We start from the raw sequence: 11,755 nt of genomic DNA on the forward strand, positions 1-11,755 counted from the left end.
GCAGCTAGCTAGCGCACACTTCCAGCAGAGAAACAGGGGCAAGTGGTTACTATTTAGACCTAGCTATGTGAGAGTGACAAAACACATTCGACGTAAAAGGAAGCAATATGGCTGACTATGATCCAAACAAAGGCTTCGTCGTCATTCTAGGATGGAGCCTCAATGCAATTGATGCGATTAGCCGTTTCGATCGTAAATATGTCGTTGTTGCCCCAACATGGGCAGAAGAGTATGCCAAAGAGCATGATATCCCCTACCTTCCTTGGGACTTTGAGCGCCTCAATGACCGTTCCTTTGAAATTGCCACCACCCTACAAGAAATGGGCGTCGATGTGGCGATTCCTCTGTTCGAAGAAACCGTAGAATGGGCCGGCGCCATTAACGCCGTGCTGCTCAAAAACCCTAAGCTGATGGGACAGTCGCTTCTTTTCCGCGATAAATCCTTAATGAAACGCCGTGCACAAATCGGCGGTATTCGGGTTGGGATCTTTGAAGAAGCGCAAGATAAATCCGACGTGGTACGTTTCCTGCGCCGGGTTAACCAAGCCTTGCTGAAACTTGACGGCGACCCAAATGACCCGATCCACCTCAAAGCCTTTGACAAAGCAGGCTGCGAAGGCCACTGGGTGGTGCGTGAGCCTGATGATCTCGATCGTGTTTCCGATGAAGAGTTCCCGCTATTAATGGAAAGCCACCTCGATGGTTGGGAGTTTGCTGTCGAAGCATTTATTAAAAACCGCAAAATCCAGTTTTTAAACATCTCCGAGTACGTCACCCTCGGCTACTCTGTTTTCGTTCCGGCCTCCCCCGAGTTGGAAAAATATCGGGAAAAAGTGACCCAGGAAATCGAGAAGCTGATCGAAGCGTTTGATATTGATTTCGGCTTTATCCATCCAGAGTACTTTGTTACTAACGATGGCCAGATGTACTTCGGTGAAGTAGCCTACCGCCCACCCGGTTTCCAAGGCTTTGAAATTATTGAACGTGTTTATGACTTTAACTGCTATCAAGCGATGGTGGTAGCGTTTGACCCTAAAACAACTGACGAAGAACTCAACGCTTTCTTCCCAACGCCTATCAAAGATGCCAAAGGCGTCGCCGGTACCTTTGGGGTATATCCAAGACGCCGAGTGGTAAGCCAGCTGGCCATACCTGAAGAGACCGAGAATCACGAGTACTTTGAGTTTCATGAGCTGCAGTCACCTATGGAGGGGAAAGTGCCTAAACGAAGTGCATTTGGCACACACTGGGGTTTGCTACACTTTTATGGTGACGACCCGCATGTTATGCGTGACTTATTAAAAGCACAGGAAGACCTTGATTTCTATGTCTAGCTTACTCAATAAGCTTGATCATGCCGTTGAACAACTTGGTCAAGTAAGCTCCATCGCCAAGGCACGCCACCAATTTCACGTGATTGATATTTGTGGGCGTGTATTGGCACAGGATGACGGCATTAATCAACTGTACTCACGGATTGTTACTCTCACTGAGGCAGGCCTTTTTGAGGGAACAGATTGGGGGCAGCCCGAGTATCTCGTACCGAATCTCGTGCCAGATACGCTCGCGCATGCCGACAAAGCCACCGTGGTGCTAGATTGTCTCAGCCAGCTTCGAATGCTGGCTATCGTCGAGGGGAAGCTCTCTTCCCCGCCTTTTTCCCAACAAGAAGCACATCAATTTCTTGCCAGAGTATTAAGCCTCAATTTATCACTCGTAATGGGTCTTACCGATGAGTCGAGCCGTATTCGACTCGGTGCAACGGCGCCCGCTATTAGTGCTTTATATCGTTTTATTCTCAGCCACTTGGGCTATGAAACCATTCTCAGTGAACTGGTTGATGAAGTTTGGCGTGTACTCGCGCAGCGCCCCATTCAGGTCAATCCAATTAAGGCAATGATCAATCAGATCTCTATCTTGGTGTCGCAGGAGCAGATTAACCTCGGTGAAGCCAAGCTCGGCATCGATCGTCTTGTCAGTGCGTTATACGGCCCAACCCAGGGCTGCTATGACGATCCGGGGGTGGACGCGTACTGTGAGCGTCTGAATGCAATGGACAGCAATGCTTTACAACAAGAGGCGTTGGGATTTGCACGTGCGATGCATGATGTCGGTTTAGCATCTGATTACCACGCCATATTTTTACGATGGTTACTGGACAATGAGGGAAGCGACACACTCCCCACCGCGCTAGGTTTAAGTAATACTGGCTTAGACTGCCTAGTGACCTATCGTCAGCTGGTGCACACACTGATCCAGGAAGCCATTTATCCGCAAACCGCGCAAGCTGTGTATGGTTTGGCAATGATGCTTGAACGGGGTGTTCTGTTCGATGCGCCTGTCGCCCCGAGTCTGTGGCGTCAGATTCATCTCAACCTACACCCAGACGTCGCCCATACACTGACCTTGGCCTTTGGTGAGCAACTCCCCGCTCGCGTTCATCTGTTAGCGGGTGTCATGTCAGTGCTTGGCCAGCCGCTAGGTGTGGCTCAAGGCAACAACCCGACTTGCCAATCGGCACGTGCAATATCCATGTGGGCGTATAATGACCCTGATTACTTACTTAACTGTATCGTTCAAATTGCTTGCAATCAGAGCCTACGCATGCATTTTGAAGGACAGTCGTTAGACTCTCACACCCTCTTACAGGGGCTGAGTACCGCACTGCCATTCGATACTGACCCTGTGTCAGTCGTTCTGGTGCCGCATTTGGATAAACTTTACATCGAAATGGGCCGGCTTTGTGTCAACCGAGAGGAAGACCCCCATAAGTGGATCAATCCAGAATTTCATGGTTGGTACGTGGGGCGTGAGTTCATGATTGCCGTTGACGTTAAAACAGGACAACTGAAAGAGTTTGATAGTTTTATCGAGAGCTTCTATCGCAGTTATCATCCGCTTTATAACGGCAATATTCCCGTTATACATCCCCAGCCGGTTGGGATCGCAGTCACCAGCAGCCAGGGCCGATTTATCGGCTGGCACGCGATCACCTTGATACGTATCGCCCTTGACCAAGACAGCGTGATGCGGGTTTATTTTTACAACCCCAATAACGATAGTGGTCAAGATTGGGGACACGATGTGGTGGTGTCAACGCAAGGGAAAGGAGAGCAATACGGGGAAGCTTCCTTACCCTTTGAGCAATTTTTATCTCGACTATATCTGTACCATGATGACACGATTCAAGTTGGTATAAAGAGTCCTCTACCCAGCGAAGCTCTCAATGAAATCAAGCGTATGGCGTTTGAAAGCTGGGCACAAGAACGCATAGAAAACAGCACAGATGCCGTTGTTAATGGCTAAGCATCAACCTGTTCAGTGGTCTCGAAACCACTGAACAGGTGTTTATTATTTATCCCCTCAGGCCTTTAAGTGTCAAAGGTTTATCCCCACCTCTTATCTATCGTTGATAAAAAATGAGGCTTAAAAACCATGGATGCGCCAGATTCATCACTGAAAACACCGCCTCAGATCACCAACGCTGAGGGGAAAACGCGTCGCGTAGGCGTTGAGATAGAGCTCAGTGGCTTAGAGCTGGATACCATTACGCGTTTAGTGGCGGATTTTTTCTCCCTACACATCAAGCGAGGGGGTCGATATGATCGCCGCTTGAGCGGAGACAAAGCCGGAGACTGGGTAGTGGAACTCGACTATGCCAAGCTCAAGCGCTTGGGACAAAGCGATCGTAGTGAAAACACCGTGACCAACCGACTGGATCAATCCGCCGAAGATCTATTGGCATGGGCGGCAAAAGCCTTTGTCCCCGTGGAAATTGTCGGCCCGCCTCTGCCACTTGACCGCCTGCAAGAGGTTGACCAACTCATTGCTCATCTGCGTCAACAAGGTGCCGAAGGAACCGAAGACAGCCCAGTTTATGCGTTTGGCATGCAGCTCAACCCAGAGCTGCCTGATTTAACCGCCAAAACGATTTGTGCTCATTTAAAAGCATTCTTATGTTTGTATGACTGGCTTTTAAAGCGTGCTGATATTGATTTATCGCGGCGTCTAACCAACTATGTCGACCCTTTCCCGAAAGCATATATTGAACGCGTGCTAGCCGCTGATTATTGGCCGGATCTCGATACCCTAATCGACGACTATCTGATTGATAATCCTACACGCAACCGTGCGCTAGATATGCTGCCCTTATTCACTCACCTTGATGCTGAGCGAGTGAATAAAGTGATTGATGATGGGCTCACACAAGCACGGCCAACGTTTCATTATCGGTTGCCGGACAGTAAAGTCAGCCGACCCCATTGGGGCATTCACGAAGCATGGAACGATTGGGTGGAAGTCGAAAAACTCGCCGCCGATCCTGCACGACTGGAAACATGCTGCAAAGCCTATTTGGGCTATCTCAACGACCCATTGGCACGTATCGTTAATAATTGGGCGGAAAAGGTGCACAATTTATGGATAAACCCGTCATCGCAATAACCGGCCCTAGTAAAGGCGCAAGGCTGCCACGTTTTTTTGTCGCCGCGGCAGTCAAACTTTATGGAGGCAAACCGTTACAACTGCACCCCGGCACCACCTTAGATCCAGACGCCTATCAAGGCGTGGTGATTACTGGCGGGCACGATGTCGAGCCTGTGCTGTACGCCGCCGAGCCCGAAGTGAAACCCAACTACGACTCTGAACGCGATGCGCTAGAGAGCAAAGTTATAAAAAGCGCATTAGCGAGCCAAAAGCCCTTGCTGGGCATTTGCCGTGGTGCGCAACTTCTCAACATCTGTTTAGGCGGCACCTTGCACCAAAGCTTGCGCGAGCAACGCAAAAAAACCTCTCATCGCTGGACAATATTCCCGATGAAAACCTTGTGTATATTGCGTGATGTCAACGGCCATATACAGCAACGGTTGGGGCAAGGCAGACGCAAAATAAACAGCCTACACAACCAAGCGATTAACGCGTTAGGCGAGGATTTGACGGTAAGCGCACGTGATTTAGATGGCATTGTACAAGCCATTGAGTCGCCCAACCGCCCTTATACACTGGGGGTACAGTGGCATCCAGAATTCTTGCTTTATCTTCGCTGTCAGCGTGCACTGTTTAAGGGCCTAGTCGAGCACGCAACGCGCTTCCAGCAGCGACAAGCGGCATCTCAGTAAAGATGTCTGTTAGTTGGTGAAAAACAAAAACGCCGAGGCACATTCGCTCGGCGTTATCAGGTAGCGACTAACGCTTTGACCGCGCATTCAGTCGCTTCTCTATTTGGCGTTTTTCCCACTTATCACCAAAGAGATCGACAATGCCCAGAGCACTGACGCCGTGGCTGACCACTGCAATCCCCCATCCCATTGCTGCCCACCAAGCCCAATAATAGCCGGGGTTAGTTTGCCAGTTGATAATAAACAAAATCGCCATCACGACCACATAGCGCGTCAAATGAGAATAAAACCCGCCGAGGGCACGGACGCGATTGGCAATCACTCTTTCTTCTGGACTCATTGAAGTATCTGCCTGCATGTCTGTCTCCTTTTGCAAATCACTAATGTCGATATCAAACACAGCAGCCAACGATTTCAGCGACTCCAATCCGGGTTTGTGGCCGCGTTCGATACGTTGAATCGTTCGAACACTTAGCCCACTAAATTGTGCTAATTGGTCTTGCGACCACCCTTTTTGAACTCTGAGTGCTTTCACGTTCATCCTTGCTCCTTTGTGCTCTTCCCTAGCGACACTATGCAAAATGGGGGCGACATTACCACGACAGCACCCCGACACATTAACGACAGTTTCTTAAAATCAATTACTTACAAAAAAACCGCCCGATAGCCAATCCGCGTATTTTACCCTTAGCAAAAGGTATCAATATACAAGGCTTCGACTTTATCGCGCGCCCACTGCGTTTTACGCAAAAATTTCAACGATGATTTCATCGAAGGATCGTTAGAAAAACAGTTCACATTGATATGTTGGTAGAGGCCTGACCAACCATAGTGTTCAACCAAACGGGTCAAAATGGTTTGTAGGGTTAACCCGTGCAGCGGGTTATTGGGTTGTGTATCCATAAGGGTTCTCAGCAACTCGAGCACGCGCTCGTCAATAAAAGCGCTACTTTACGTGACGATATTGCAAAACGCGAATTTAACCACGGTAGCGCGCCAGCTTATAATCAAGGTTTAGCTGGTATCAAGGAAACCGTGTCACCGTGCAATATGATGTCATCTTGAGTAAAAAAGCGTTCCATTCTCATGGTTCATTCCTGATGGTTAGGCAAGTTGACGCGATATAACGGGTTAACGGGCTGATCAACAAAGTAAGCCCAAACATGATCATATACGGCATGCTGATTTGGATACGGCGCCAAGGCTTTTGCCTCATCAAGTGAGCACCAGCGAAACTCGGTGTGTTCCTCATTAAGCGTGATGGCTTGATTATCATCACACATCACCACAAATACAGGAATAAGCTCGATCACATTCACCGATGCTTCGTAAAACTGCTCCAAAAATTGCGCGTTATATAAATCAGCCACCGCAATCTGGGTTTCTTCGCTAAACTCACGGACGATGGCGTCCACTCCGGTCTCACCCGCTTCAATCGAGCCCGCAACATGGCACCAGAAGCCACCTTTCACTCTCTTCATCAGTAGCATTTTTGTCTCCCCGTCAATACGAGAGAGCGCTACGCCCGAGACCACGGAAGTATTCACAGGGATCATTATTTCTCCTCTGTTTCAAATGCCGCCACTTTTGCATAAACCACAGTGCTAGAAATCGCACCGCTCGGCAGGATACGGTCATTGATAAGTATCGCTTCTTGATGATAACCACAGCGCTCGGCTACCGCACGGCTACGTGTATTTTCGTAGGCAGTTTTGATTTCGACACGCTTGGCATTAAGGTCATTAAACGCGTATTGCTCTAGCGTTCGCACCGCTTCACTCATATAGCCAAGGCCTTCTTTGGAGCTCCGCAGCCAATAGCCTATTTCAAAATAAGGAATCGCGATGTTGCGGATGATTAAGCTGATCACACCCACCAATTGCCCCGTCGATTTTTCAAAAATCGAGTAGCGTAGTTCATTGATAAACATGTCGAAGTCATCAATCGCTTGTTGGGTGTTTTCAATCGAGCTCGATTCGGTCAACGCGTGCGGAAGCCAATCCATAAAAGGCGCAAGGGTGTGCTGACTTTCCAACACGGCTTCTAAAATGAAAGGCTGATGGGTCATATTGGGTGCCACCAGCAACAGACGGTCACTGTCCAATTGGTCTACGCGCGGGGAATCATCCATTAATATCCACCCAGTACCGAGCCAATGATTCATTGAACACTTCATCATTGATGATGTTTTCCAACGTGCCGCCATTGGCTTCAATTACTTGGCGCGATGCCATATTGTCTTCATTCGCGGTAATTAGAGCGCGAGTGATCCCCAGCTCTCTCGCCTTGGGCAGTGCTAAGGCTAACATTTGCTTGCCACATCCGCGTCCACGATATGATGGCGCAATGTCGTAGCCAATGTGTCCAGCTTCTTGGGTTAGAAATGGCGTATTGATGTGATGACGGATCCGAATCGCGCCAATGATTTGTTGCTCAGCATCAAGCAGCCAAAAATGACTACACGGCACATACCCTTTACGAAGGTTTTTACCCAATGACTCATCCGTTAACCGAGTCACGTAAGTGGGGAAATCGTCTTTCCCCGACCGATAGTAATCGGCATTGTCGGGGTCAAACTGAACAAAATCATCATAAAAACGTGTAAAGGCTGCTTGGTGATTGAGTGCGGGGACGACTAATTCCATGTGCTTGTTCCAAGTCCTATAATAGAACTAGGCTATCTCATTGATATTGAAAAATAAACACTTATTGGCCGCCTATCATCCGCCGCCTTAGCGCGCCCTGCTCGCCACACAGGAGTGATTGAATGGTTGATTGCCGCGCATCACTGCCAACGCATCACCGCATCAAACGTTTGACAATGTTGAACCGCTTGCTCCGCCTCTTGCAGATAAACTTGCTGGGCACTTGAGGTTGGATAGGTTAAATACTCGGAACATTTCGCGCTTTGACCATTACCCACCACAATCTTGGCGCCTGGTTGCAAGGTGCACTGTACCAATTTATCGAGCGGCGACCATTGATAACAAATCTCATAGTCTTGGCGATAATCCGCCACCAAGCCAGACGGTTGTGATAACGCCCACCAGTGACCAAACTGACTATGCGGGTTGGTGCTATTCCACGCACGATACACTGTTACCCCTTCAGTCGCCTGATATACCTTGCCTTGGCAAAGCTTCCCTTCCAATGGCTGACCCAGCGACGCCGCCAGTAGCGCTGGATCGTCCACGGCTACAAACTTATCTGCCCATGCGCTTGGCAACGCCGTGCTACCGACACATTCTGCAGCGTCGGTCGTTTCATTACCAACGGGCGTACTGGTACACGCTTGCAGTGTAACGATCAGTGCGCCAAGCAGTGCTTTTTTCATCATCCTTGCTCCCATTCGTGTCGTAATATGGCGTAAACCACCGTATCCCACCACCGTTCTTTAAAGAAACGATGCTGATGAAAATGGGCCTCTTGTCGCATGCCAAGTGAACGACAAAGCTTGGTTGCAGCGAGATTATCGTTAATGGTCTCAGCGTATAACCGATGCACGCCCAGACACTCAAAACCGAAGTTGGCCAGTGCGACAGCCGCCTCTCTCATTAGCCCCGCGCCTTGCGCCTCCACAGCTAAGCCGCACCCGATGGATGCTTGATGGTTGTCCTCAAGCCTTAAACCGACAGTGCCAATACATTTTTCTGATTGCTTGCAGATAACCGCCAACTGATAAGCCACGCGTGGATTTGCGTTGGCTTGTTCGATAAAGCGCGCGTGTAAGTCTCGGTATGTCTCTGGCTGGCAGTCCGTTTCGCTATAAAAACGCTGGTACTTCTGGTGTTGCGTTAAGTGAACAAACGCCTCTTCATCGCTTGGCTGCATGTCACGCAGCACTAGTCGACGTGTTTCAATCATAAACATCCTTGTCTCTCTTGTTGTTTTAGCTCAGCGCCTTGACCATGGTGGTGGCGCCTGAAAAGCCGACTAACCATTTTAGGTGCGGAAAGCGCTCTTCTTTAGTGGCGACAAAGCCTTTGGTTTCATAAAGCTTGCGGGCTCTGGGGTTACTATCAATCACATCCAACCGAACGCTTTCAAAGCCATGCGCTTGGGCATAATCCATAATGGCATCCAACAAGTGGGAGCCAATCCCCTGCCCGCGTACCGCGCTATCAACGGCAATGCCATCCATCACTAATTCATTGGATGCCGCTTTACGCTCAAACAGCGCCAATACTGCACAGGCCCAAGTACCCTTGATGAGCCCCAAGCTATCGATCAGTTGTTTTGCGCCCATACCCTGTGTCAACGCGCCGGCTTGGGTTTGAAACCCGGCCAACCCCACCACCTTGCCGTTTTGCATAGCAGCAAACGAAAAGTCTGGGACGAAACATCGGGATAGTATCGCCACGCGCGCTGCCTGATTAGGGATTGCCCGTGCGAACTTCATCCCAAACGCCTGCTCATATAACTCAGCGACGTTTTGTGCTTGCTCAAGCGGCCATCCTTGCTGGATCGCGATATCCATTGGCTCCCCCAGTTTTTTCCTAGATTAAAAAAGCCACACATTTATCTTGACGTAAAGATTAATGGCGTTTATCTTTATATCAAGATAAATAATTAATAATAACTTAATCAGTTCAGCATGGTTTAACCACAACCGTATGACAGCCGCATCCTTTTACTGGTTATCGCGCGGCATAAGGACACACAGGAGTCATGACATGGAAACTAACACAATGAATATAATCGTATTTGGTGCCACGGGCGATATTGGCAGTCGAATTGTGGCAGAAGCGTTGCAACGCGGGCATAAGGTCACGGCAGTCACACGTAACGAGGCCGCTTTTGCGAAGTTACCCGACGGCGTAACGCCTGTCGCCGTCAATTTGAACGATGCGGACAAGGTGGCATCGGTAATGGCTGATCATGATCTTGCCATTACGGCGTTACGCCCACCGACAGGCGAAGAAGCACAGTTACCCGTGTTAACCCAAGCCGTCGTCCAAGGCGCAGCACATCATCAAATGCGCGTTCTGATTGTCGGCGGTGCCGCTCGACTGATGATTCCGGGCACTGACGGTGAAACCGTGTTAAACGCAAAGGGCTTTCTCCCCGCCTCAGCCGTTGAGATAGCACGCGCGTGCCAAGTGCAATATGAGCAATGTTTAGCCAGCCAAGATGTGATTTGGAGCTACCTCTCGCCTGCCGCCATGATCGCACCTGGTACTCGCACCGGTCAGTACACATTGGGGACAGACACCTTAGTGACAGATAGTGACGGACAGTCTCGCATTTCAATGGAAGACTTCGCGGTCGCTATGCTTGATGAAGCCGAAACACCTAAGCATCTGCAGCAAGCATTTACCGTGGGTTACCAATAATCAAAGTAAGAGCCAGCGGCCACGAATAGGCGCTGGCTTTCACTTTCCGATATGTAACAACGCTAATCAGCCTCATTACTGAGCCACTGCTGTTTTTGCGTCACCTTGTCACAAATGTATTCACCAATCGGCATCGCAGAGGTCGCGGCCGGCGATGGCGCATTACACACGTGTAAACTCCGCGCACTCTCAGCAAACAGAAAGTCATGGACCAAGGTGCCGTCATTTAACACGGCTTGAGCACGGATCCCCGCAGGATAAGGCTTCAAATCCTTAGCTTTTATCGTTGGGCAATACTTGTTCACCTGCTTGACATAACCCGGCTTCCACCAGGAATTTTTCAGCTCAACCAAGCCGGCTTTTAGATTATTGATGGTGACTTTCCAAAACCCAGCAAAGGTCAGCATTTGCCAGGTATCTTTCAGACTGACATTCACCTTGCCATAGCCTTCACGCTTCCAGCCTTGCACCGCGTTAGGTCCAACCGTAATGGAGCCGTCTATCATCCGCGTGAGGTGAACGCCTAAAAAAGGTAAATCGGGATCGGGAATTGGATAGATAAGGTGATTAACAAAGCCTTGGTACTGGCTCGCAAGTTGATAGTATTCCCCGCGGTAAGGGATAATTTGAAACGCTGTCGGGATCCCCATCATTTGGGTCATTCTATCCGCCATCAACCCACTGCATGTCACCACAAATTGACATTGAATCGTCAGACGCTCCCCGCTTGCTTGGCAATGGAGAGTGACTTGTTCAGCCGCTTCACTGGCCCCAATCACTTCTGTATTGAGTTGGGTGACACCGCCGAGCGCTTCAAACTCACACACCATTTGCTCAGTCACCCGCCGATAGTCAACAATGCTGGTCGCGCGAACCGCTATGGCACCCAAGCCTTTAACATTCGGCTCTTCAGCATGAAGCGCCGCCGCATCCAGCCAGCGCACGTCGATATCATTGGTTAAGCATCGCTCATAGAGCGCCCGCATCCGAGCCATCTCTTGCTCGTTGGTGGCGACCAATAGTTTGCCACAGTTCTCCACCGCAATATCGTGCTTGGCACAAAATTCAATGGTCAGCGCCGCTCCTCGTTTACAGAAATCGGCTTTTAAACTGCCTGGTGGATAATAGACACCCGCGTGGATCACACCACTGTTATGCCCGGTTTGATGCTGGGCAACGCTTGCCTCTTTTTCCACCAGCAATACAGAGCAGTCTGGGTATCGCTGCTTTAATTGCCAGGCTGTGGACGCGCCAACAATACCACCACCGACAACTACATAATCATAAACAGATTTCATACACGCC

Annotated in this window: 14 protein-coding genes; 5 read left to right on the forward strand and 9 right to left on the reverse strand. The window is 49.6% G+C overall.

Annotation, left to right across the window (positions count from 1 at the left end; translation table 11 throughout):
* Positions 1-107 precede the first annotated feature (107 nt).
* The 4 genes from BZG20_RS01395 (at position 108) to BZG20_RS01410 (ending at position 5,117) form a co-directional block, all read left to right on the forward strand.
* Positions 108-1,334 carry a carboxylate--amine ligase gene (locus BZG20_RS01395; RefSeq protein WP_077577874.1) on the forward strand — a complete coding sequence of 409 codons (1,227 nt, stop codon included), beginning with the start codon at positions 108-110 and terminating at the stop codon, positions 1,332-1,334.
* Positions 1,327-3,306: a hypothetical protein gene (locus BZG20_RS01400; RefSeq protein WP_077577875.1), complete on the forward strand. Its 1,980-nt coding sequence runs from the start codon at positions 1,327-1,329 to the stop codon at positions 3,304-3,306. Before BZG20_RS01395 ends, BZG20_RS01400 begins: the two co-directional genes overlap by 8 nt.
* A gap of 129 nt (positions 3,307-3,435) precedes the next feature.
* Positions 3,436-4,443 (forward strand): amidoligase family protein, encoded by a 1,008-nt coding sequence (locus BZG20_RS01405; RefSeq protein ID WP_077577876.1) that lies wholly within the window; start codon positions 3,436-3,438, stop codon positions 4,441-4,443.
* On the forward strand, positions 4,419-5,117 hold the full coding sequence (locus BZG20_RS01410) for a gamma-glutamyl-gamma-aminobutyrate hydrolase family protein (RefSeq protein ID WP_077577977.1): 699 nt from the start codon (positions 4,419-4,421) through the stop codon (positions 5,115-5,117). The genes BZG20_RS01405 and BZG20_RS01410 overlap by 25 nt, the downstream gene beginning before the upstream one ends.
* Positions 5,118-5,184: 67 nt before the next feature.
* Here the strand turns inward: BZG20_RS01410 and BZG20_RS01415 are convergent, their stop codons facing one another.
* The 8 genes from BZG20_RS01415 to BZG20_RS01450 form a co-directional block, all read right to left on the reverse strand.
* Entirely contained in the window at positions 5,185-5,658 is a 474-nt protein-coding gene (locus BZG20_RS01415) for a 2TM domain-containing protein (RefSeq protein ID WP_077577877.1), read from the reverse strand.
* A gap of 146 nt (positions 5,659-5,804) precedes the next feature.
* Complete coding sequence (locus BZG20_RS01420) at positions 5,805-6,020, reverse strand: VF530 family protein (protein ID WP_046073336.1); 216 nt, start codon at positions 6,018-6,020, stop codon at positions 5,805-5,807.
* Between the two features lie 188 nt (positions 6,021-6,208).
* Positions 6,209-6,673 (reverse strand): NUDIX domain-containing protein, encoded by a 465-nt coding sequence (locus tag BZG20_RS01425; protein WP_077480129.1) that lies wholly within the window; start codon positions 6,671-6,673, stop codon positions 6,209-6,211.
* On the reverse strand, positions 6,673-7,248 hold the full coding sequence (locus BZG20_RS01430; protein WP_241826692.1) for a GNAT family protein: 576 nt from the start codon (positions 7,246-7,248) through the stop codon (positions 6,673-6,675). Before BZG20_RS01430 ends, BZG20_RS01425 begins: the two co-directional genes overlap by 1 nt.
* Positions 7,241-7,762 carry a GNAT family N-acetyltransferase gene (locus BZG20_RS01435; protein ID WP_077577878.1) on the reverse strand — a complete coding sequence of 174 codons (522 nt, stop codon included), beginning with the start codon at positions 7,760-7,762 and terminating at the stop codon, positions 7,241-7,243. Before BZG20_RS01435 ends, BZG20_RS01430 begins: the two co-directional genes overlap by 8 nt.
* Before the next feature lie 140 nt (positions 7,763-7,902).
* Positions 7,903-8,451, reverse strand: coding sequence for a hypothetical protein (locus BZG20_RS01440; protein ID WP_077577978.1), 549 nt, complete (start codon positions 8,449-8,451; stop codon positions 7,903-7,905).
* A complete protein-coding gene (locus BZG20_RS01445) occupies positions 8,451-8,987 on the reverse strand; it encodes a GNAT family protein (RefSeq protein ID WP_077577879.1) in 537 nt (178 codons plus the stop codon). Before BZG20_RS01445 ends, BZG20_RS01440 begins: the two co-directional genes overlap by 1 nt.
* Before the next feature lie 19 nt (positions 8,988-9,006).
* Positions 9,007-9,594, reverse strand: a complete 588-nt coding sequence (locus BZG20_RS01450; protein WP_077577880.1) for a GNAT family N-acetyltransferase — start codon at positions 9,592-9,594, stop codon at positions 9,007-9,009.
* Between the two features lie 211 nt (positions 9,595-9,805).
* Here BZG20_RS01450 and BZG20_RS01455 point away from each other — a divergent pair, with 211 nt between their 5' ends.
* Positions 9,806-10,450 carry an NAD(P)H-binding protein gene (locus BZG20_RS01455; protein WP_077577979.1) on the forward strand — a complete coding sequence of 215 codons (645 nt, stop codon included), beginning with the start codon at positions 9,806-9,808 and terminating at the stop codon, positions 10,448-10,450.
* 62 nt (positions 10,451-10,512) lie between these two features.
* Here BZG20_RS01455 and lhgO read toward each other — a convergent pair whose 3' ends face one another.
* The gene (gene lhgO / locus BZG20_RS01460) at positions 10,513-11,748 is read right to left on the reverse strand and encodes an L-2-hydroxyglutarate oxidase (protein ID WP_077577881.1); all 1,236 of its coding nucleotides are present in this window, start codon (positions 11,746-11,748) and stop codon (positions 10,513-10,515) included.
* Between the last annotated feature and the right edge of the window lie 7 nt (positions 11,749-11,755).

Origin of the sequence: Salinivibrio sp. IB868, assembly GCF_001995655.1 — a bacterium.
GTDB classification, from domain to species: domain Bacteria; phylum Pseudomonadota; class Gammaproteobacteria; order Enterobacterales; family Vibrionaceae; genus Salinivibrio; species Salinivibrio siamensis.

Bases quoted from the DNA above. Each gene is read 5' to 3' on its own strand.
- BZG20_RS01395 (WP_077577874.1), top strand. From the start codon at position 108: ATGGCTGACTATGATCCAAACAAAGGCTTCGTCGTCATTCTAGGATGG.
- BZG20_RS01400 (WP_077577875.1), top strand. From the start codon at position 1,327: ATGTCTAGCTTACTCAATAAGCTTGATCATGCCGTTGAACAACTTGGT.
- BZG20_RS01405 (WP_077577876.1), top strand. From the start codon at position 3,436: ATGGATGCGCCAGATTCATCACTGAAAACACCGCCTCAGATCACCAAC.
- BZG20_RS01410 (WP_077577977.1), top strand. From the start codon at position 4,419: ATGGATAAACCCGTCATCGCAATAACCGGCCCTAGTAAAGGCGCAAGG.
- BZG20_RS01415 (WP_077577877.1), bottom strand. From the start codon at position 5,658: ATGAACGTGAAAGCACTCAGAGTTCAAAAAGGGTGGTCGCAAGACCAA.
- BZG20_RS01420 (WP_046073336.1), bottom strand. From the start codon at position 6,020: ATGGATACACAACCCAATAACCCGCTGCACGGGTTAACCCTACAAACC.
- BZG20_RS01425 (WP_077480129.1), bottom strand. From the start codon at position 6,673: ATGATCCCTGTGAATACTTCCGTGGTCTCGGGCGTAGCGCTCTCTCGT.
- BZG20_RS01430 (WP_241826692.1), bottom strand. From the start codon at position 7,248: ATGGATGATTCCCCGCGCGTAGACCAATTGGACAGTGACCGTCTGTTG.
- BZG20_RS01435 (WP_077577878.1), bottom strand. From the start codon at position 7,762: ATGGAATTAGTCGTCCCCGCACTCAATCACCAAGCAGCCTTTACACGT.
- BZG20_RS01440 (WP_077577978.1), bottom strand. From the start codon at position 8,451: ATGAAAAAAGCACTGCTTGGCGCACTGATCGTTACACTGCAAGCGTGT.
- BZG20_RS01445 (WP_077577879.1), bottom strand. From the start codon at position 8,987: ATGTTTATGATTGAAACACGTCGACTAGTGCTGCGTGACATGCAGCCA.
- BZG20_RS01450 (WP_077577880.1), bottom strand. From the start codon at position 9,594: ATGGATATCGCGATCCAGCAAGGATGGCCGCTTGAGCAAGCACAAAAC.
- BZG20_RS01455 (WP_077577979.1), top strand. From the start codon at position 9,806: ATGAATATAATCGTATTTGGTGCCACGGGCGATATTGGCAGTCGAATT.
- lhgO (WP_077577881.1), bottom strand. From the start codon at position 11,748: ATGAAATCTGTTTATGATTATGTAGTTGTCGGTGGTGGTATTGTTGGC.